This is a genomic window from Pseudomonas sp. NPDC087690, assembly GCF_044743175.1.
In the GTDB taxonomy this organism is placed as follows: Bacteria; Pseudomonadota; Gammaproteobacteria; order Pseudomonadales; family Pseudomonadaceae; genus Aquipseudomonas.
Genome location: NZ_JBIUVX010000002.1, coordinates 294,580 through 314,687, shown reverse-complemented (window position 1 = coordinate 314,687; position 20,108 = coordinate 294,580). Strand labels below are relative to the sequence as shown.

The window sequence follows — 20,108 nt, the reverse complement described above, 5'->3', positions numbered from 1 at the left end:
GGGGGGATTACCTATTCAGATGGAACGGTGTCCTCATCCCGGCGATGGGCGAGTTGGTAGAGCGCCGGCAAGATCAGCAGTGTGAGAATCGTCGAGGAGAGGATTCCGCCGATCACTACGGTAGCGAGCGGCCGCTGCACTTCGGCGCCGGTGCCGGTGGCAAGCGCCATCGGAATAAACCCCAGCGACGCCACCAGTGCTGTCATTAACACTGGCCGCAAACGAGTGAGAGCACCTTCGTGAATCGCATCCGACAGCGACCGCCCCTCCTCACGCAAATTGCGAATAAACGCAATCATCACCAAGCCGTTCAACACCGCCACCCCGGACAACGCGATAAACCCGACCCCCGCCGAAATCGACAGCGGAATATCGCGCACCCACAACGCCATGACGCCCCCGGTCAACGCAAACGGGATCCCGGTAAACACTAGCAAGCCGTCCTTCAGATTGTTGAACATCATGAACAGCAGGCCGAACACCAGCAGCAACGCCACGGGCACGACAATCTGCAAACGCTTGGCCGCTGACTGCAGTTGTTCGAACTGCCCGCCCCAACTGGTCCAGTAACCAGCCGGGACCTGCACATCACGTTCGATCACTGCGCCGGCCTCGCTGACGAATGAACCGATATCACGCCCGCGCACGTTGGCGCTGACAATCACCAGACGCTTGCCGTTCTCGCGGCTGACCTGATTCGGCCCGAGCACCAGGTCGAGGCTGGCGACTTCTTGCAGCGCAATAAAGCCGATCTGATTCGCCGCGCCAGTCACCGCCGGCACCGGAATCAACAACGCCGCCAAGCCGTCGATGTCCTTGCGCATGGCATCGGACAAACGCACAACCATGTCGAAACGCCGATCGCCCTCATACAACGTCCCCGCCTGCCGTCCACCCACCGCAACGGCAATGGTGTCCTGCACATCACCGACGTTGAGCCCATAACGCGCGGCTTTATCGCGATCAATGTTGATGGTCAGCACCGGCAACCCGGTGGTTTGCTCGACCTTCACCTCAGAGGCGCCATCGACCTTCTGCATCGCTGCGGCAATCTTCGCCGCCGTGGCATTGAGCACCTCCATCTCATCGCCAAAGACCTTCACCGCAACATCGCTGCGCACACCGGAGATCAGCTCGTTGAAGCGCAACTGAATCGGTTGCGACAGTTCATAGTTGCTGCCCGGCAACGTCGCCGCAGCAGTTTGCAGTTCCGCCATCAAGGTTTCGCGGGATTTGCCTGGATCCGGCCACTGCTCCTTCGGCTTGAGCATCACGTAGCTGTCAGAGATATTCGGCGGCATCGGGTCAGAAGCGATTTCCGCCGTGCCGGTACGGGCGAAGACGCGTTCGACTTCCGGCATTTTCGCCAGAATCAACGTCTCCAGGCGTTGCTGCATGTCCACCGACTGCGTCAGGCTGGTGCCCGGCACGCGCAGCGCTTGCAGCGCAAAATCACCCTCGCTGAGGCTCGGCACAAACTCGCTGCCCATGCGACTGGTGAGCACACCGCTGAGCACGATCACGCCCAAAGCAGCGCCCACCGCGACAGCACGATGACTCATCACCCAGGCCAGCGCCGGCGCATAAACACGACGTGCGCCGCGCATCACCGCGCCCTCTTCTTCCTTGACCTTGCCGGTCACGAACAGCGCAATCGCCGCCGGCACAAAGGTCACCGACAACAGCATCGCGCCAAGCAAAGCGATGACCACGGTGAACGCCATCGGGTGGAACATTTTCCCTTCGACACCGCTCAGGGCGAAGATCGGCAGGTACACGACCATGATGATCAACTGGCCGAAAATCAGCGGTCGTCGCGCTTCTTTCGCCGCGGCAAACACCTCTTTGAAGCGCTCGGCACGGGTCAACAAACGCCCGTGATGCTGCTGCGCATGGGCCAGCCTTCGCAGGGTGTTTTCGACGATCACCACCGCGCCGTCGACGATGATGCCAAAGTCCAGCGCGCCGAGGCTCATCAGGTTGGCGCTGACCTTGTTGCTGAACATCCCGGTGAAGGTGAACAGCATCGACAGCGGAATCACCATGGCGGTAATCAGCGCCGCGCGGATGTTGCCGAGGAACAGAAACAGAATCGCGATGACCAGAATCGCGCCTTCGATGAGGTTCTTTTTCACCGTGGCGATGGCTTTGTCGACCAGGTGCGTGCGGTCGTACACCGGCACGGCAATCACGCCTTGGGGCAAGGATTTATTGATCTGTTCCAGCTTGTTGGCGACCGCTTGCGAAACAGTGCGGCTGTTCTCGCCGATCAGCATGAATACGGTGCCGAGCACCACCTCCCGGCCATTTTCCGTGGCCGCGCCGCTGCGCAGTTCGCGGCCGATTTCCACCGTAGCGACGTTCTTCACCCGGATCGGTGTGCCGTCGACATTGGCCATGACGATGTTGGCGATGTCCTCGGTGCTCGCCACTTGCCCCGGAGCGCGTATCAGCAATTGCTCACCACTGCGCTCGATGTAACCGGCACCGACGTTGGCGTTATTTCGTTCCAGCGCGGTGACCAGATCGGTCAGCGTGAGCTTGTACGCCGCCAGCCGTTTCGGGTCCGGCGCGATCTGGTATTCCTTGGCGAAACCGCCGATGGTGTTGATCTCGGCCACGCCCGGCACGTTGCGCAATTGCGGCTTGATGATCCAGTCCTGAATCACCCGCAGATCGGTCGGCGTGTAGGCTGTGCCGTCGTCCTTCAGTGCGCCCTCCTTGGCTTCCACCGTCCATAAGAAGATCTCGCCGAGGCCGGTGGAAATCGGCCCCATGACCGCCTCCGCGCCTTCGGGCAATTGCTCCTTGGCGATCTGCAAGCGCTCGTTGACCAATTGGCGGGCGAAGAACAGGTCGGTGCCGTCCTTGAAGATCACTGTCACTTGCGACAGGCCGGAGCGCGACAGCGATCGGGTCTGTTCGAGTGACGGCAGACCGGCCATCGCGGTTTCAATCGGGAAAGTGATGCGCTGCTCGGTTTCCAGCGGCGAGAACCCGGCGGCGCCGGTGTTGATCTGTACTTGGACGTTGGTGATGTCGGGCACGGCGTCGATCGGCAGTTTCTGATAACTGGCGATGCCGAGGCCGGCCATGAGCAGAACGGCGAGCAGGACGATGATGCGCTGCTCGATGGCAAACTGGATCAGGCGTTCGAACATGGGAGTCTTCCGCAATCAATGACTGTGCTCGGCTGAGGCTTTGCCCAGTTCCGATTTGAGGACGAAGCTGCCGGCGCTGGCGACTTGCGCGCCCGGTTCCAGGCCTTGGGTGATTTCCACGTGGCCGTCCGCACGGCTGCCCAACGCCACCGTTCGTGTTTCGAAGCCGTCATCGGTGCGCACGAACACGGTGGGTTTGTCCTCTACCGTCTGGATCGCGGTTTCCGGCACGGCAACTTTGGCTTCGCGGCTGTCGGTGGCGACCAGCGCAGTGACGAACAGGCCGGGACGCCACGAGCCTTGCGGGTTTTCCAGAGTGACGCGAACGGTCGCAGTGCGGGTTTGCTCGCCGAGCAAACTGCCGACATAGGCCACGCTGCCGACCACTTCCGCGTTCAATTCCGGGGCGCTGACGGTCACCGCTTTGCCCACCTGCACTTTGTTCAGATCCTTTGGTGAAACGCCGAACGTCACCCACACCCGCGACAAATCCGAGAGCGTGAAGGCCGCCGTGGATTCATCGACGACTTCGCCCGGCGTCAGGTGTTTTTCCACCACGACGCCATCGAACGGTGCGCGCAATTCGTAGCGGTTGCCGCCAGTGGCGACCACGCTGCCGCTGAGCACGCTGATCTTTTGCTGCGCATTGCTCACGGCGATTTCGGCTTCTTGCAGTGCCTGGCGCGCCTGGAGGAAATCCTGTTCGGCAGAAATCTTGTCCTGCCAGAGTTTTTTCTCCCGTTCATAAGTGGTACGCGCCAAGGCCAAACGACGTTGCGCGGCGGCTTGCTCGCTGCGTTGATCGGAGATCTGCTGACTGGCGATCACCGCCAGCAACTGGCCCTTCTTCACCGTTTGCCCGAGGTTGACTGCCACCGACTCGACCACGCCCGGCACGCGTGGCACGACGTGGGCAGTGCGGTCTTCGTCGAAGCGCACTTCGCCGGGGAACGGCAGGCCGCGGCTGATGTTCTGCGCCTTTGCTTCGGCGAGTTGAATACCGGCAGCCGTGATCTGCTCGCCGCTCAATTCGATGTGCCCTTCTTCGGCATGTTCAGCCGCTGCACCTTCTTCAGCGTGATCGGCATGTTCGGCAGACTCGTCGGCATGCGCGTCGATGCTTGCGTTACCTGACCACTGCGAGCCGATACCAATGCCCAGCGCCAACGTCGCCACCGCGACCACCATCAGTTTTTTATCCATGGAAACTCCTCTGCGCCGTACCTGCGCGCAGTTGTCTGAAAAGTGAAATTCAAGGGCGGACGCTGAGGTCGCCGAAGATCCGTTCGATGCGAACGCGGGCGTCGGTGGCTTCACTGACGGCCTGGATGTACTGGCTGCGCGCGGCGATCAGTGTGCGTTGGGCGTCGAGTACATCGAGGAAGCCGAACTTGCCCATTTCAAAACCGCGCGTGGCGCTATCGACCGCACTTTGCGCGGCGGGCAGGATGGTCTGGTTGAACGCGGTGACTTCGCCGTTGGCGGTCTGCCATTGCTCTAGACTGGTCTGGATTTCGGTGCGCAAACGCAGTTCGGTGGCATTGCGCAAGTCCCGCGCCTGATCGGTTCGACGCGCCGCCGCCAGCACGTTGCCCTGATTGCGGTTGAACAACGGAATCGGCATCGACAGCCCGACCACGTTGACCCGCTCGCGCTCGGTTTCGCTGTACTGGCTGCCGATGCTCACGGTGAGGTCGGGAATGCGCTGGGACTTTTCCAGGCCCAGCGATGCTTCGCGCTGATCGATCTGCAGTTTGGCCAGACGCAGTTCGGCGGTCTCGTTCAAGCGCTCAAGCAATCTTGTCGGTGGTGGAACGGCCGGCATGCTTTGCGTGGGCGCCTGCACCTTGGTCGAGGTCGGTAGCTGCGCGCCCATGAGCTGCGCCAGTTTTTGGTAGGCGGTGGCCTGATCGCGTTCGGCGCGGCTCAATTCAAGGCGCACTTCCGAGAGCTGCACTTGTGCTCGCGTGCCTTCGACCGGCGACGATTTACCCGCCTCGATTCGCCCCTGCGCCACACGCAAACCGTGCTCGGCCAATTGCAGCGACTGGCGCGACAGCTGCAAGCGTTGTTGCGCGGTTTGCGCGCTGTTGAACGCCTGAATTACATCGGCGCGCAAGGCATTGCGCTTGCGCTCCAATTCGATGCCGGCGGCGTCCTGCGCGCGGCTGGCGACATCAATGCGTGCACCGCGTTTGCCGCCCAGTTCGATTGGCTGACTGAGCATTACCGTGGTCGTGCGCGACTCGCGGCGAGTGTCTTCGGCTTCCCACGACACTTCGGGGTTGGGGATCAGGCCGGCCTGTTGGCGGTCACCTTCGGCGATGCCGATTTCCCATTGCGCAGCGGCTAAATCCGGGTTGCTGGCGAAGGCGCTTTGCAGGGCTTGATCGAGGGTCAGGGTCGAGGCACTGGCCAGGCTCGCACTGGCCAACAAGAGCATGCCGCTGACGGCTTTTTGCAGGCGTGATCGCGCCGTCCGTTCAATTAAACCGGGCAATGGAAGACTTCCTTTAGTGAAGAACCTTTGATGCCGCCACGGTAGGGTTTTGAACTTATCGACAAGGTGACTGAAACATTACAAATCCGTTATCCACGGTTTGCAGAAGTTGTTTTGCTCTAGGATGCGAAGTGCAAAGGGCATTTCCGTAATACATCGAAACAAATACACCGTAGTTATCCGCTGAACAGCACTTGCCGGAATCAAAGCCATGCGGACTTTGGCTTTTCTGCTGCGACAGACTGTCGCGAGAGGCCGATTTAAAGCCATCACGCGTTGACTCTGTAGCCACTTCAGCCTTTACCGTGCACGCCTGCGCAGTGAGAAATCCCTGTAGGACATTTACTTGCAAGACAGACAACACCATCCGGAACCCCCTACAAAAACAATAACTTTCCCGGCCACCTTAATTAAATATCCATTAAATAAAAGTGGTGATAGATCATGCGAATCCTTGTCGTCGAGGACGAGCTTAAAGCTGCCGAATACTTGCATCAGGGTTTGACCGAAAGTGGTTATGTCGTTGACCACGCCGCCACCGGCGCCGATGGTTTGCATCTGGCGCAACAACAGACCTATGACCTGATTATTCTCGATGTGAACCTTCCCGAACTGGACGGTTGGGGCGTGCTGGAACAACTGCGCCGCACCCATTCCACGCGGGTGATGATGCTGACTGCGCGAGGACGTCTGGCCGACAAGATTCGCGGCCTCGATCTGGGCGCCGACGATTATCTGGTCAAGCCGTTCGAGTTTCCCGAACTGCTGGCGCGGGTGCGTACGTTGATGCGCCGCAGCGAAAACATCCCGGTGCCGCAGGTGCTGAAAGTCGCTGATCTGGAACTCGATCCCGGCCGCCACCGCGCGTTTCGTGGTGCCCAGCGTATCGACCTGACCACCAAGGAGTTCGCCCTGCTGCATCTGCTGATGCGCCAGTCCGGCGAAGTACTGACGCGCACACAAATTATCTCGCTGGTGTGGGACATGAATTTCGATTGCGACACCAATGTGGTCGAGGTGTCGATACGCCGCTTGCGAGCGAAGATCGACGACCCGTTCGACAGCAAACTGATCCACACCCTGCGCGGTGTCGGCTACGTGCTGGAGGCACGAGAATGAAGCCGGCCAGCCTGTCGATGCGCCTGGGTCTGACGGTGAGTATTCTCGGCGCGCTGCTGGTGGTGTTTTTGGCGATCCTCGCCTATTTCGCCTTGACCCATGAGCTCAATGCGCTGTCTCGGGACAGCCTGGAAAAGAAGATGGCGCAGGTTGAGCACAGCCTGTCGCTGTACGTAGACGCCAATGAAATCAGCGGTAAACCGCACATCCTGCTTGATCAGGTGATGGGGCATGACAACCTCACGCTGACGATTTATGACCGCTTGAATTTGCGTTCGCCGCTGCTCAAGTCCGGCAGCGGCTTGAGCGATCCACGGGTTGAATTGAAGGCGGTGCGGGCGACCACTGATCAACTGGCCTACTCCGACAGCATTGATGCTGAGGGAGCGAAATTCCTCACCGTGTCGAAGCTGATTCGCCTCAAGGATGGCAGCAGCGTGCCGGTGCTGCTGTCGATGGACAACGCCCACGATCAGGCCTTGCTCAGTGCCTATCTGCGCTCGACACTGATTGCCTTGCCGCTGTTGCTGGTGTTTATCGGCCTCACCGCGTGGGGTGCGGTGCAGCGTGGGCTCGCGCCGCTGCGTGAATTTCGCAAAGTGGCTGCGATGGTCTCGACCCAGGATCTGGACCATCGATTGTCCGTGGTAAACATGCCGCAGGAGCTGAGCGAACTGGCGCGGGGCATCAACTTCATGCTGCATCGGCTGGATGCCGGGGTGCAGCAGTTGTCGCAGTTCTCCGACGATCTGGCGCATGAGTTGCGCACGCCGATCAACAATCTGATGGGCAAGGCGCAGGTGACGCTTTCCCGCGAGCGCTCGGTTGAGGAATACAAGGATGTGCTGGTGTCCTGCACCGAGGAGCTGGAGCGGGTCGCGCGGATTGTCTCGGACATGTTGTTTCTGGCGCAGGTGAGTCATCCGTCGGCGCTAGCGCCGTTTGAACCGGTGGCGCTGGAGGTTGAAGTGGCGAAGGTGGCCGAGATGTTTTCGTTGTCGGCGCAGGATAAGCAGATTCATTTGAATGTGCTCGGCAGCGCATCGGTTCTGGGGGATCGGCTGATGATTCAGCGGGCGATTTCCAATCTGCTGTCCAATGCGCTGCGCCACTGCCCGAACGGGAAAACCGTGACATTGCTGATCGAACAAGGTGCGACCCAGGCCTCCCTGCTGGTCAGCAACCCCGGCGTCGGGATTGAAGCGCAACATTTGCCACATCTGTTCGACCGCTTCTACCGCGTCGACAGCAGCCGCTCACGTTCGCAGGGCAGCACCGGGTTGGGCCTGGCGATCGTGCGCTCGATCATGAGCCTGCATCAGGGTGTGGCGGAGGTTAAGAGCTTGCCGGGGGCGCTGACCGTGTTCCGGCTCGGGTTTCCTGCGGTAACACCGATGGCCCCATCGCTTGCAGGCAAGCTCCCACAGTGATTTCGGGTGTACCCGGAATATGTGACTACCACAGAAACCTCTAGGAGTGAGCCTGCTCGCGATGGCGTCGGATCAGGCGATATCCATGTTGAATGTCAGAATGGAAATCGGGAGTTTGTACGATTTCTTACCGATACGCTCTCGTCTCCGCACAAACTCCGAAAGCTCCCGCCCTAACATCCGTTTCGTCCTACAGCCAGCCTTGAGTCGACCGTTCTATGGTGAATGTCTTTGCAGATAGAAGAACGATGCGGGGCAAACTATGAGCAGAGATATGTTTTGTGAGTTGGTTGCAGAAATCGAGACTCTGGCAGCCCAAAGTCGGGCGCAGCGCCTTCTCGCTCACACAGGAAAAACCGGCACACCACGAATTGGCGCTATGAAAGGCAAGTTGGTGCTGCCTGAAGATTTCGATTCGCCATTGCCTGATGCCATGCTTGATACCTTTGAAGAAACTCAAGCATGAAGCTGGCATTGACCGATGCCCTTTAATAGCTGCTGCAGTGGCCAGGGTGTTTTTGAGTTTTGTGAACACCACTGCAATCTGTGGGAGATTGCCTGCAAGCGATGGCGGCGGGTCAGTCACATCTTTGTTATCTGACACACCGCTATCGCGAGCAGGCTCACTCCTACAGGTTTTTGTGTCGTTCACAGATGATGCGTACGCCTCAATCCCCTGTAGGAGTGAGCCTGCTCGCGATTGCGGTAGATCAGGCAGCAAAGAAAACGGCACCTTGCGGTGCCGTTCGCCTTTCACATTTCAGCTGTTATTTGCGCGCATCCGCCCACGATTTCAGCAACTCGTTGTAGCTCACGGTCTCGCCCTTCGGCTTCTCGTTGGCCAGTTTCGGTTTCGGTGCTCCTGGCTGATCAAACCAGTACTGGGCATCGCGTTCCGGGTTCATCTTCGGTGCGCAAACAGCCTGAGCCTTGGAGCGTTCCAGACGCGTCATGATCGCGTCCTGATCCTTGGCCAGACCATCGAGCGCCTGTTGCGGGGTCTTCTCGCCACTGGCCGCTTCGGCGATGTGGCTCCACCACAGTTGTGCCAGACGCGGATAGTCCGGCACGTTGGTGCCGGTCGGGGTCCATTGCACGCGGGCCGGGCTGCGGTAGAACTCGACCAGGCCACCGAGCTTCGGCGCCAGATCGGTCATCGCCTGCGAGTTGATGTCCGACTCGCGAATCGGCGTCAGGCCGACGATGGTTTTCTTCAGCGACACGGTTTTCGAGGTCACAAACTGGGCATACAGCCACGCCGCCAGTTTCTGTTTTTCAGGCGTGGATTTCATGAACGTCCACGAACCCACGTCCTGATACCCAAGCTTCATGCCCTCCTCCCAATACGGCCCGCGCGGCGATGGCGCCATCCGCCATTTCGGTGTGCCGTCGGCGTTGACCACCGGCAGGCCCGGTTTGGTCATGTCGGCGGTGAACGCGGTGTACCAGAAAATCTGCTGAGCGATATTGCCCTGGGACGGCACCGGGCCGGATTCGGAGAAGGTCATGCCCGCCGCTTCCGGTGGCGCGTACTTCTTCAGCCAGTCGACATACTTGGTGGTGGCAAACACCGCTGCCGGGCCGTTGGTGTCGCCGCCACGGGTTACGCTGGAGCCGACCGGGTGGCAGTCCTCGACACGAATCCCCCACTCGTCCACCGGCAAGCCGTTGGGAATGCCTTTGTCGCCGCCACCGGCCATGGAGAACCAGGCATCGGTGAAACGCCAGCCCAGCGACGGGTCTTTCTTGCCGTAATCCATGTGCCCATAAACGCGTTTGCCGTCGATTTCCTTGACGTCTTCGCTGAAGAATTTGGCGATGTCTTCATAGGCCGACCAGTTCACCGGCACGCCCAATTCGTAGCCGTACTTTTCCTTGAACTTGGCTTTCAGGTCGGCGCGCTCGAACCAGTCAGCGCGGAACCAGTAGAGGTTGGCGAACTGCTGGTCAGGCAGCTGATAGATCTTGCCGTCCGGTGCAGTGGTGAAGGAGATACCTATGAAGTCTTTGATGTCGAGGGTCGGCGAAGTGAAGTTCTTGCCTTCGTTGGCCATCAGGTCGGTGATCGATTCGGTCTTGCCGTAGCGAAAGTGCGTACCGATCAGGTCCGAGTCGTTGACCCAGCCGTCATAGATGTTCTTGTCGGACTGCATCACCGTCTGCATTTTTTCCACCACGTCGCCTTCTTGCAGCAGGTCGTGGGTGAGCTTGATCCCGGTGATTTCGCTAAAGGCCTTGGCCAGCACTTTCGACTCGTATTCGTGTGTGGTCAGAGTCTCGGAGACGACCTTGATGTCCATGCCGCGAAACGGCTCGGCCGCCTTGATGAACCACTTCAGTTCTTCGAGTTGCTGCTCGGCCGTCAGGGTCGACGGTTTGAATTCACTGCCGATCCATTTTTTCGCCGCGTCCTCGTAGGCATCGGCCCAGGCGGATGCGCTCAAACCGCTGAGTGCCAGCATGGCTGCCAATGAAATGCTATGTCGCAGCTTATTGTTTTTGTCGAACATAGAGACCTCCTGTTTAAGTTGTGGAGCCGCGTTGCCGAACGACTCGACTAGCCCCAACGCATCACAGCCAACAGCCACACCAGGGACAACGCGGACGCTACCCAGATGCTCCAGTCGGTGGCGCCGATCACCAGCAAATGCAGGTAGGCGCTGCCGAGAAGACCGATAAACAAGCGATCGCCACGGGTGGTGGCAATCGGCAGAAAACCTCGCCGCAAGATGCTCGGCGAACGCAATTCCCACGTCGTCATACCGACCAGAATCAAGCCGATGACGATGAAGAACGCTGCGGTAGGTGTCGTCCAGCTCATCCATTCCATCATCAGCTCCTCAGACCCGACCGAGGGCAAAGCCCTTGGCCACGTGGTTGCGCACAAACCAGATCACCAGCATGCCCGGCAGAATGGTCAACACCCCCGCCGCTGCCAGCACGCCCCAGTCGATACCCGAAGCGGACACCGTGCGCGTCATCACCGCCGCAATCGGCTTGGCGTTGACCGAGGTCAACGTGCGTGCGAGCAGCAGTTCGACCCAGGAAAACATGAAGCAGAAAAATGCCGTGACACCGATGCCGGAACCGATCAGCGGGATGAAAATCTTCACGAAGAACTTGGGGAAACTGTAGCCGTCGATGTAGGCGGTTTCGTCAATTTCTTTGGGCACGCCGGACATGAAGCCCTCGAGAATCCACACCGCCAATGGCACGTTAAACAGGCAGTGCGCCAGGGCCACGGCGATGTGCGTGTCGAACAGGCCAATCGACGAATACAACTGGAAGAACGGCAGCAAGAACACCGCCGGCGGCGCCATGCGGTTGGTCAGCAGCCAGAAGAACAGATGCTTGTCGCCGAGAAAACGGTAGCGCGAAAACGCATACGCCGCTGGCAGCGCCACGCTCAGCGAGATCACCGTGTTCAAACTCACGTAATACAACGAGTTCAGATAACCGGTGTACCAGCTCGGGTCGGTGAAGATCACTTTGTAGTTCGCCAGCGTGAATGCCTGTGGGAAAAGCGTCAGGCCGCCGAGGATTTCGGTGTTGCTCTTGAACGACATGTTCAGCAGCCAGTAGATCGGCACCAGCAGGAACAGGATGTACACCAGCAACGGAATAAGCTTTCTTTTGCTCATGGCCGGGCCTCAGCGGTTGGCGTCGGAGTGCGTCATGGCGGTGTAGAACAGCCACGACACCAACAGGATGATCAGGAAGTACACCAGCGAAAACGCCGCTGCCGGACCGAGGTCGAATTGCCCTACGGCCATCTGGGTCAACGTCTGACTCAAGAAGGTCGTGGCGTTACCCGGCCCGCCGCCGGTGAGCACGAACGGCTCGGTGTAGATCATGAAACTGTCCATGAAGCGCAGCATCACCGCGATCAGCAGCACGCTCTTCAGTTTGGGTAATTGGATATGGCGGAACACCGCCCAGGCCGAAGCGCGGTCGATCCGCGCGGCCTGGTAATACACGTCGGGAATTGCGCGCAATCCGGAGAAACACAGCAGCGCCACCAATGAAGTCCAGTGCCAGACGTCCATCACCAGCACCGTCACCCAGGCGTCCATGGTGTTGGCGGCGTAGTTGTAGCTGATGCCCATCGCGTTGAGGCTGGAACCGAGCAGACCGATGTCGGCACGGCCGAAGATCTGCCAGATGGTGCCGACCACGTTCCACGGGATCAGCAGCGGAATCGCCAGAATGATCAGCACCACCGATGACCAGCGACCCTTGGTCGGCATGGTCAGCGCAACGGCAATGCCCAGCGGAATTTCGATCAGCAACACACACGCGGAGTAGATGAACTGGCGCAGCAACGAGTCGTGCAGACGCGGATCGAGCAGCACTTGTTTGTACCAGTCAGCGCCGACGAAGTAGCGGCTGGACTGGTCGAAGATGTCCTGCACCGAATAGTTGACCACGGTCATCATCGGGATCACCGCACTGAACGCCACCAGCAGGAACACCGGCAACACCAGCCACCAGGCTTTGTTGTTCTGCACCTTGTTCATGGCTGCACCTCTTCATCGGCTTCGAGCAGAAACTCATCGGCATAGACCATCAGCCACTGCGCCGGAAAACTGATGTACGCGGTGCCCTGCGGTACTGGTTTGTCTTCGGCCAGGCGCACTTTCAACGGCGCGCCATCGAGGTCGAGGGTCATGATCTTGTAGGTGCCAAGGTCTTCGACGTGTACGACGTTTGCCTGCATCGCGTCATCAAACGGTTCGTCCCACACGTGAATGAATTCAGGACGGATACCGACCTTCAGATTTTTCCACTGGCCGTGCTCGATATGGCGCTGCATGGCGTCGGACAACGGCAAGTGCGTCGAGGCGAAACCGACGCCGCCGGGTTGCGGCTGCACTTCGATCAGGTTCATTCCCGGGCTGCCGATGAAATAGCCGACAAAGGTGTGGCTCGGCCGCTCGAACAATTCCCGTGGCGTGCCGAACTGGACGATCTGGCCGCCATACATCACCGCGATCTTGTCGGCGAAGGTCGAGGCCTCTAGTTGATCGTGGGTGACGTAGACCATGGTGATGTTGAACTGCTCGTGGATCTGTTTGAGCTTGCGCCGCAGTTTCCACTTCAGGTGCGGGTCGATCACTGTCAGCGGTTCATCGAAGAGGATCGCTGAAACGTCATCACGCACCAGGCCACGACCCATCGAGACTTTCTGTTTTTCGTCGGCGGTGAGGTTGCGCGCCTTCTTGCTCAGCAGGTTTTGCAGGTCGAGGACTTCGGCAATTTCCTGCACCTTGCTGTGCACTTTCGCCTCGGCCATGCCCTGATTGCGCAGGGGAAAAGCCAGGTTGTCGAACACGGTCATGGTGTCGTACACCACCGGAAACTGGAAAACCTGGGCGATGTTGCGTTTCTCCGGCGTCAGGTCGTTGACCGCTTTGCCGTCGAACAACACGTGGCCCTGCGAGGGGCTGAGCAGGCCGGAAATGATGTTGAGCAAGGTCGACTTGCCGCAACCCGACGGCCCGAGCAACGCGTAGGCGCCGCCCTGCTCCCAGACGTGATCCATCTCGCGGATCGCGTAATCCTCGGCGCCGCTCGGGGTTTTGCTGTAGCTGTGGGCGAGGTGCTGCAAACGGATTTCGGCCATCAGGCAACCCTCGCGACACGCCGGCCCGGTGCTTGCACCAGACGGCCTTGCGCATCGAAAACGAACAGTTTGTGGGTCGGGATGTAGATGCGGATCGGCGCATCGACGTCGTATTCGTGAACGCCGGGCAGGTGCAGCACCAGCAGGAAATGTTCGTTGCGCACGTGCAGGAAGGTTTCCGAACCGCTGATCTCGGCGACTTCGACGGTGACCGCCAGTTCGAGATCGTCATCGTTGCTCGGCACCAGCGAGATGTGGCTGGGGCGCACGCCGAAACGGAACTCGCCCTCGCCCACCGGACGCAGATCGACGTTCAACGGGAAGTGTACGAAGTTGGCGAAGCTGACTTCGTTGCCGGCGATGCGCCCGGGCATCAGGTTGATCGGCGGTTCGGAGAACAATTCGGCGGCCAGAACGGTTTGCGGCTGGTGGTAAACCGAGGTCGACGGGCCGCTCTGGATCACCCGGCCCTCATGAAGAATGGTCGTGGTGCCGCCGAGTGCCAGCGCTTCGTTGGGCTCGGTGGTGGCGTAAATCGCAATGGTGTGGCGCGCCTTGAACAGCTCGCGCATTTCCTGACGCAGTTCTTCGCGCAGTTTGTAGTCGAGGTTGACCAGCGGCTCATCGAAGAGGATCAGCTCGGCGTCCTTGACCAGCGCACGGGCCATGGCCGTGCGTTGCTGTTGACCGCCGGACAGTTCCAGCGGATAGCGCTGCAGAAACTTCTCGATGCGCAGCATCTTCGCGGTTTCCTGCACTTTGCTGTGGATGATCTCTTTGGACACACCGGCCTGGCGCAGCGGCGAGGCAATGTTCTCGAACACGGTCATGGTCGGGTAATTGATGAACTGCTGATAAACCATCGACACGTTGCGCAAACGCACCGGGCGCTGGGTGACGTCGACGCCGTTCATCAGGATGCGACCGCTGTCGGGTTTGTCTAAACCTGCCATTAAACGCATGAGGCTGGTTTTGCCGGACAGCGTACGGCCGAGCAAAACGTTGAACGAACCGGCTTCGAATTTCAGGCACGCATCGTCGATCCAGGTCTGGCCCTCGACGGTACGGCTGACGTGCTCCAGGGTGAGTGACATGGCTCGGCCTTTTTATTATTGGAGTCAAGCGACCTGTGCACGGGAGCGAGTTTCGTGCCAGAAATGGCAAGTGGTTGATTTGGTGTGAAAATCGTTGAAAGCGTGGGGATTGAGCGTTCATTGCTGAACACATTTGAACAGTTGGGCGATTGACAATGAACAATAGTGAACAACACTCTATGAACGCTTTTTGCCCGATCTCGTAAACACGGAAGATCCCTGTAGGAGTGAGCCTGCTCGCGATAGCGGTGTGTCAGTCAATGCAAATCCGTCTGATAGACCGCTATCGCGAGCAGGCTCACTCCTACAGGGATCTGTGCAGGTTTCGAAGATCGGGTTCATAACAACAATAAAAATCGCTGCATCAGAGGCCCACTGCCATGGCCGCACCTGCCCCGCCGCTGTCCCACGACGCGATCGTCCAGACATCCTGGCAACGTTGCCGCGCGTTCGGTCTCGACCACCAAAGCACGCCGGCCTTCGATCAACTGCCTGCCGCCGGCATCGCGCAGTTGCTCGACAGCCATCATTCGCTGGTGCAGACCACGCATCAGGAAGTCCTGCCCTATTACGAAAACATCCTCAGTAATTCCAACTGCCTGATCATGCTCGCCGACAATCAGGGCCAGGTGCTGACCTCGTGGGGCACGCAGCGCTTTATCGAGCCGAATCTGGCGCGGGGTTTTCAGGCCGGGGCGAGTTGGGTGGAGCGCACCAGTGGCACCAACGCGATCGGCACGGCGCTGGCCTGCGAGCAAGCGGTGCATATCGAACACGATGAACATTTTTTGAAAGCCAACCGCTTCATGACCGGTTCCGCCGCGCCGATTTTCGATGCAGAGCGCAAGGTGATTGCGGTGCTCGACGTGTCCAGCGACAGCTACCTGCCGCCCTCGCACACCCTGGGCATGGTCAAGATGATGAGCCAGACCGTGGAGAACCGGCTGATCCTCAATCTGTTCCATGGCCAGCATTTTCAACTGACCTTCAACACCGGGTTGAACAACCTCGACAGTCAGTGGGCCGGGTTGTTGATCTTTGATGAGAGCGGTCAAGTGCTGTCGGCCAATCGCCGTGCCGATAATCTGCTCGGCGTGCGTTTGTCGCGGGTCAGCGTTGAGAGCCTGTTCAAAGTGTCGTTATTGGAGTTGATCAATCAGCCGGACGGCTTGCCGTTTGCCTTGCAGACCTCTGGTCGCAACCGTTTTCAATGCTTGTTGAAGCGGCCGAAACAGGCGTCGGTTCAACCGCGCGTTTTTGCTGCTGAACCGAAAACCGCCGCGCCCACCGCCATCAGTCTCAACACCCTGCACTTCGGCGACAGCCGCGTGGAAAAAGCCGTGCGTCAGGCTGAGCGTTTGCTGGAGAAAGACATTCCGCTGCTGATCCATGGCGAAACCGGGGTCGGCAAAGAGGTCTTCGTCAAAGCTCTGCACCAAGCCAGCTCGCGTAGCAAACAGGCATTTATCGCCGTCAACTGCGCAGCGATCCCCGCCGAACTGGTTGAGTCCGAGTTATTTGGCTACGAGAAAGGCGCGTTCACCGGCGCCAACCAGAAAGGCAGCACCGGCCTGATTCGCAAGGCGGATAAAGGCACGCTGTTTCTTGATGAGATTGGCGATATGCCGCTGCCGACTCAGGCGCGGTTGCTGCGGGTATTGCAGGAGCGTTGCGTGCAACCGGTGGGGAGTAGCGAGTTGTTTGCGGTGGATCTGCGGATTATCTCGGCGACTAACCGCTCGCTGCGTGAACAAGTGCAACTGGGGCGGTTTCGTGAGGATTTGTACTACCGCATTGGTGGATTGACCCTGGAACTGCCGCCGCTGCGCGAGCGCAGTGATAAGGAGGCGTTGTTTAAACGGCTGTGGGAACAGCATCGTGAGCCGACGCAATGGGCGGGATTGAGTCAGGAAGTGTTGGAGTTGTTCGATCGGCATCCGTGGCCGGGGAATTTGCGGCAAGTCAGTAGCGTGATGCAAGTGGCTTTGGCGATGGCCGAGGAACAGCCAGTACGGCCGGAGCATTTGCCGGATGATTTTTTTGTTGATCTGGAGATGGAGCCGGTGGAGAGCGCGGTGCCGTTGGGGGTTGATCTGAATGATGTGGAGGCTTTGAATCGGGAGCTGAAGGCTTCCGGAGGGAATATTTCGCATCTGGCGCGGCGGTTGGGGGTGAGTCGGAATACGCTTTATAAGCGGTTGCGTCAGATTGAAGGTTGAGTGAACCGCCCTTCCCCTCACCCCAGCCCTCTCCCCCAGGAGAGGGAGCCGACCGAGGTGTCTGGCGTTGTACATCGACCTGAGAGACCGGGTTGATTATGGATTCGGCACAGCACGTTCAGGTCGGCGTTTCTCGTGAACATCCCCCAATCGGTCCCCTCTCTTGGGGGACCGAGATGGCGTTGGACATCGACCTGAAACATCGTGGCAATTATGGATTCGGCGCAAATCGCTCAGGTCGGCGTATCTCTCGAACATCCCCCATTCAGTCCCCTCTCCTGCGGGAGAGGGTTAGGGTGAGGGCGAAAATTCCGGCTCAACATGCACAGCCGAAGCCGCCTCCAATGTGCGCAACCCCACCAGCACAACCACCACCATCATCAAACCTGCACCAATGGCCACCGCAAATCCCGCGCGCGCGCCAAAGGCATCAATAACCAACCCCGCCAGCATGCCGCCGAGTGCAACACCCACGCTGATACCGGTAGTCATCCACGTCAGCCCTTCGGTCATCCGCGACGGCGGAATAATGATCGTGCCCATTTTCATGACCACGACCATCGTCGGCGCAAACGAGATGCCGGCGATAAACAGCGCCACGGTCAGCACATAAACATCCGTTGCAAAAATGGGCAGCACACCGGTGAACGCTGTGACCAATATCCCGATGAGGAACTGTTTTTCAATCGCCAGGGAAACCCTCATCGCCCCGAACGTCAGGCCTGCCACCAGCGAACCAAATGCATAAGCGGCAAGGATGAAGGTTGCTGACGCTGGCCAGCCTTGCGCATTGGCGAAGGCCACAACCGCGACATCGATTGCTCCGCCGATAACCCCCATCGCCAACAGCGCCAGAAAAATGGTGCGAACGCCGGGGATCAGCAAGGTCGAGCCACTATGGCTAGCGTGGCCCACGACAACCTTGGGTTCAGTCTGCCGTTGTAAGAGAAACGCCGTCACCCCGACGGCCAGCAACCCGACCGCGACCAATGGCCCGGCTTCAGCGAAAAAGCTCACGCTCAAACCGATCGCCAGCGGCGGACCGACGATGTAGGCCATTTCGGTGAGGACCGTGTCCAGCGAAAACGCCGTGTGCAGCTGCGGCTTGCCCCGGAACAATTGCGACCATCGCGCGCGGATCATCGACGGCATGCTCGGCATCGTCCCCGCCAGTGCCGCCAGCACAAACAGCAGTGCGGCTGGCGCGCGCAAATAAACGGCGATGATCAGTGCCAGCAACATGACAATGCTGAACGCCGTGACGATGGGCAGCACGCGGCTCTGGCCATGCTGGTCTACCAGTTTCGAGATGTGCGGGCCGAGCAGCGCGTTGCACAGGGTGAAGGTACCGGCGACGGTACCGGCCAGCCAATAAACACCCGTTTGCTGCACGAGCATGGTGATGATGCCGATGCCGATCATTGCCTGAGGCAATCGGGCGATGGAACTCGCGAGCACTAACCCGGTGGCCCCGGGGGTCGCGAACAGTTCGCGGTAGTGATTGGCCATGATTCCTCCGTTGCAGAATCGTCATCGACGCAGCATCCGGCTGCGTCAGACATCAAGACCTACGCGCAGAGCAAAAGCAACCTCGGCTAAAAGCACAGATCAAAAGATCGCAGCCTTCGGCAGCTCCTACATGGAAATGCAATCACTGTAGGAGCTGCCGAAGGCTGCGATCTTGATCGTTCCCACGCAGAGCGTGGGAACGATCAAAACAAAACCCGCACAAGGCGGGTTTTGTTTTGAAGCTAAACACAGCTATCAGTCAGCCAGACGCCAGGTAGTCCCACCCTTGCCGTCTTCCAGCACAACACCCATCGCCGTCAGCTGATCACGAATCCGATCGGACTCAGCCCAATCCTTACCCGCCCGAGCCGCCAGACGCGCCGCAATCAGCGCATCAACTTCAGCCGCATCGACACGCCCTTCAGCGCCCGCCTGCAAAAAGTCATCGGCTTCGAGCTGCAACACACCCAACACGCTCGCCAGCTCTTTCAGACGCGCCGCCAGACCCGCCGCCGCATCGAGATCGCTCTCACGCAGACGGTTGATCTCACGCACCATCTCGAACAGCACGGCACAGGCTTCCGGCGTACCGAAGTCGTCGTTCATCACCGCAGTGAAACGTTCAACAAACGCTTCACCGCCCGCAGGCGCCACACTCGGCAGGCCTTTCAACGCGTGGTAGAAACGCTCGAGTGCGCCTTTGGCGTCCTTGAGGTTGTCTTCCGAGTAGTTGATGGCGCTGCGGTAGTGGCTCGACACCAGCAGGTAGCGCACGACTTCCGGGTGGTACTTTTCCAGCACGTCGCGAATGGTGAAGAAGTTGTTCAAGGACTTGGACATCTTCTCGCCATTGATGCGAATCATGCCGCAATGCATCCACGCGTTGGCGTAGGTCTTGCCGGTGGCCGCTTCGCTCTGGGCGATTTCGTTTTCGTGGTGCGGGAATTCGAGGTCGCTGCCGCCGCCATGAATGTCGAAGGTCTCGCCGAGGCAGCAGGTGGACATCACCGAGCACTCGATGTGCCAGCCCGGACGCCCGGCGCCCCATGGCGATTCCCAGCTCGGCTCGCCCGGTTTGGCGGCTTTCCACAGCACGAAGTCGAGCGGGTCCTGTTTCGACTCGTCGACTTCGATGCGGGCGCCGATGCGCAGGTCTTCGATTTTCTTGCGCGACAGCTTGCCGTAGCCCATGAACTTGGCGACGCGGTAGTACACGTCACCGTTGCCCGGGGCGTAGGCGTAACCCTTGTCGATCAAGGTCTGGATCATCGCGTGCATGCCCGGAATGTGATCCGTGGCGCGCGGTTCCATGTCCGGCTTCTTGATGTTCAGGCGCGCTTCGTCTTCGTGCATCGCGGCGATCATGCGATCGCACAACGCTACGAACGAATCAACGGTCTCAAAGGAGCGGTTGAAGATCTTGTAGACGATGTCGGAGATGTTGAGAACGTAG

General features: G+C 59.3%; 15 protein-coding genes. 4 read left to right on the top strand and 11 right to left on the bottom strand.

Annotated features, from left to right (window positions below):
- Nucleotides 1-11: 11 nt before the first annotated feature.
- The 3 genes from ACIPIZ_RS05475 to ACIPIZ_RS05465 are packed head-to-tail and all read right to left on the bottom strand — an operon-like array spanning nt 12 to nt 5,661.
- Nucleotides 12-3,161, bottom strand: a complete 3,150-nt coding sequence (locus tag ACIPIZ_RS05475) for a CusA/CzcA family heavy metal efflux RND transporter (RefSeq protein ID WP_401164451.1) — start codon at nt 3,159-3,161, stop codon at nt 12-14.
- Between the two features lie 15 nt (nt 3,162-3,176).
- Nucleotides 3,177-4,364 (bottom strand): efflux RND transporter periplasmic adaptor subunit, encoded by a 1,188-nt coding sequence (locus ACIPIZ_RS05470; RefSeq protein ID WP_253484658.1) that lies wholly within the window; start codon nt 4,362-4,364, stop codon nt 3,177-3,179.
- Nucleotides 4,365-4,413: 49 nt separating this feature from the next.
- Nucleotides 4,414-5,661 carry a TolC family protein gene (locus tag ACIPIZ_RS05465; protein WP_401164448.1) on the bottom strand — a complete coding sequence of 416 codons (1,248 nt, stop codon included), beginning with the start codon at nt 5,659-5,661 and terminating at the stop codon, nt 4,414-4,416.
- Nucleotides 5,662-6,105: 444 nt separating this feature from the next.
- Between ACIPIZ_RS05465 and ACIPIZ_RS05460 the strand changes: the two genes are divergently transcribed.
- The 3 genes from ACIPIZ_RS05460 (at nt 6,106) to ACIPIZ_RS05450 (ending at nt 8,676) form a co-directional block, all read left to right on the top strand.
- Nucleotides 6,106-6,780 carry a heavy metal response regulator transcription factor gene (locus ACIPIZ_RS05460; RefSeq protein WP_122661495.1) on the top strand — a complete coding sequence of 225 codons (675 nt, stop codon included), beginning with the start codon at nt 6,106-6,108 and terminating at the stop codon, nt 6,778-6,780.
- The gene (locus tag ACIPIZ_RS05455; RefSeq protein WP_401164447.1) at nt 6,777-8,210 is read left to right on the top strand and encodes a heavy metal sensor histidine kinase; all 1,434 of its coding nucleotides are present in this window, start codon (nt 6,777-6,779) and stop codon (nt 8,208-8,210) included. Before ACIPIZ_RS05460 ends, ACIPIZ_RS05455 begins: the two co-directional genes overlap by 4 nt.
- Before the next feature lie 262 nt (nt 8,211-8,472).
- Nucleotides 8,473-8,676, top strand: coding sequence for a type II toxin-antitoxin system prevent-host-death family antitoxin (locus ACIPIZ_RS05450; RefSeq protein ID WP_224790791.1), 204 nt, complete (start codon nt 8,473-8,475; stop codon nt 8,674-8,676).
- Nucleotides 8,677-8,977: 301 nt separating this feature from the next.
- Here the strand turns inward: ACIPIZ_RS05450 and ACIPIZ_RS05445 are convergent, their stop codons facing one another.
- Genes ACIPIZ_RS05445 through ACIPIZ_RS05420 form a run of 6 tightly spaced genes read right to left on the bottom strand, consistent with a single transcriptional unit; the run spans nt 8,978 to nt 14,927 of the window.
- Nucleotides 8,978-10,720 carry an ABC transporter substrate-binding protein gene (locus ACIPIZ_RS05445; protein WP_064389298.1) on the bottom strand — a complete coding sequence of 581 codons (1,743 nt, stop codon included), beginning with the start codon at nt 10,718-10,720 and terminating at the stop codon, nt 8,978-8,980.
- A gap of 47 nt (nt 10,721-10,767) precedes the next feature.
- Nucleotides 10,768-11,040 carry a DUF2160 domain-containing protein gene (locus ACIPIZ_RS05440; protein ID WP_007912485.1) on the bottom strand — a complete coding sequence of 91 codons (273 nt, stop codon included), beginning with the start codon at nt 11,038-11,040 and terminating at the stop codon, nt 10,768-10,770.
- Nucleotides 11,041-11,050: 10 nt separating this feature from the next.
- On the bottom strand, nt 11,051-11,851 hold the full coding sequence (locus ACIPIZ_RS05435) for a carbohydrate ABC transporter permease (RefSeq protein ID WP_090284391.1): 801 nt from the start codon (nt 11,849-11,851) through the stop codon (nt 11,051-11,053).
- A 9-nt stretch (nt 11,852-11,860) separates the two neighbouring features.
- Nucleotides 11,861-12,727: a carbohydrate ABC transporter permease gene (locus ACIPIZ_RS05430; RefSeq protein ID WP_007912484.1), complete on the bottom strand. Its 867-nt coding sequence runs from the start codon at nt 12,725-12,727 to the stop codon at nt 11,861-11,863.
- Entirely contained in the window at nt 12,724-13,833 is a 1,110-nt protein-coding gene (locus tag ACIPIZ_RS05425; protein WP_105704895.1) for an ABC transporter ATP-binding protein, read from the bottom strand. Before ACIPIZ_RS05425 ends, ACIPIZ_RS05430 begins: the two co-directional genes overlap by 4 nt.
- Nucleotides 13,833-14,927 (bottom strand): ABC transporter ATP-binding protein, encoded by a 1,095-nt coding sequence (locus ACIPIZ_RS05420; RefSeq protein WP_064117772.1) that lies wholly within the window; start codon nt 14,925-14,927, stop codon nt 13,833-13,835. Before ACIPIZ_RS05420 ends, ACIPIZ_RS05425 begins: the two co-directional genes overlap by 1 nt.
- Before the next feature lie 380 nt (nt 14,928-15,307).
- Between ACIPIZ_RS05420 and ACIPIZ_RS05415 the strand changes: the two genes are divergently transcribed.
- Nucleotides 15,308-17,146: a sigma-54-dependent Fis family transcriptional regulator gene (locus ACIPIZ_RS05415; protein ID WP_401164444.1), complete on the top strand. Its 1,839-nt coding sequence runs from the start codon at nt 15,308-15,310 to the stop codon at nt 17,144-17,146.
- Nucleotides 17,147-17,437: 291 nt separating this feature from the next.
- On the opposite strand, the gene ACIPIZ_RS05410 is transcribed toward ACIPIZ_RS05415, so the two are convergent.
- Both ACIPIZ_RS05410 and cysS read right to left on the bottom strand, forming a co-directional pair.
- Complete coding sequence (locus ACIPIZ_RS05410; RefSeq protein ID WP_401164443.1) at nt 17,438-18,655, bottom strand: MFS transporter; 1,218 nt, start codon at nt 18,653-18,655, stop codon at nt 17,438-17,440.
- 255 nt (nt 18,656-18,910) lie between these two features.
- A partial coding sequence (cysS, locus tag ACIPIZ_RS05405; RefSeq protein WP_401164442.1) for a cysteine--tRNA ligase occupies nt 18,911-20,108 on the bottom strand: 1,198 nt, incomplete at its 5' end.

Excerpts from the sequence above, each read along its gene's own strand:
- ACIPIZ_RS05435 (WP_090284391.1), bottom strand. The coding sequence starts at position 11,851 with ATGAGCAAAAGAAAGCTTATTCCGTTGCTGGTGTACATCCTGTTCCTG.
- ACIPIZ_RS05450 (WP_224790791.1), top strand. The coding sequence starts at position 8,473 with ATGAGCAGAGATATGTTTTGTGAGTTGGTTGCAGAAATCGAGACTCTG.
- ACIPIZ_RS05430 (WP_007912484.1), bottom strand. The coding sequence starts at position 12,727 with ATGAACAAGGTGCAGAACAACAAAGCCTGGTGGCTGGTGTTGCCGGTG.
- ACIPIZ_RS05420 (WP_064117772.1), bottom strand. The coding sequence starts at position 14,927 with ATGTCACTCACCCTGGAGCACGTCAGCCGTACCGTCGAGGGCCAGACC.
- ACIPIZ_RS05445 (WP_064389298.1), bottom strand. The coding sequence starts at position 10,720 with ATGTTCGACAAAAACAATAAGCTGCGACATAGCATTTCATTGGCAGCC.
- ACIPIZ_RS05440 (WP_007912485.1), bottom strand. The coding sequence starts at position 11,040 with ATGGAATGGATGAGCTGGACGACACCTACCGCAGCGTTCTTCATCGTC.
- ACIPIZ_RS05410 (WP_401164443.1), bottom strand. The coding sequence starts at position 18,655 with ATGGCCAATCACTACCGCGAACTGTTCGCGACCCCCGGGGCCACCGGG.
- ACIPIZ_RS05455 (WP_401164447.1), top strand. The coding sequence starts at position 6,777 with ATGAAGCCGGCCAGCCTGTCGATGCGCCTGGGTCTGACGGTGAGTATT.
- ACIPIZ_RS05470 (WP_253484658.1), bottom strand. The coding sequence starts at position 4,364 with ATGGATAAAAAACTGATGGTGGTCGCGGTGGCGACGTTGGCGCTGGGC.
- ACIPIZ_RS05460 (WP_122661495.1), top strand. The coding sequence starts at position 6,106 with ATGCGAATCCTTGTCGTCGAGGACGAGCTTAAAGCTGCCGAATACTTG.
- ACIPIZ_RS05415 (WP_401164444.1), top strand. The coding sequence starts at position 15,308 with ATGGCCGCACCTGCCCCGCCGCTGTCCCACGACGCGATCGTCCAGACA.
- ACIPIZ_RS05425 (WP_105704895.1), bottom strand. The coding sequence starts at position 13,833 with ATGGCCGAAATCCGTTTGCAGCACCTCGCCCACAGCTACAGCAAAACC.
- ACIPIZ_RS05475 (WP_401164451.1), bottom strand. The coding sequence starts at position 3,161 with ATGTTCGAACGCCTGATCCAGTTTGCCATCGAGCAGCGCATCATCGTC.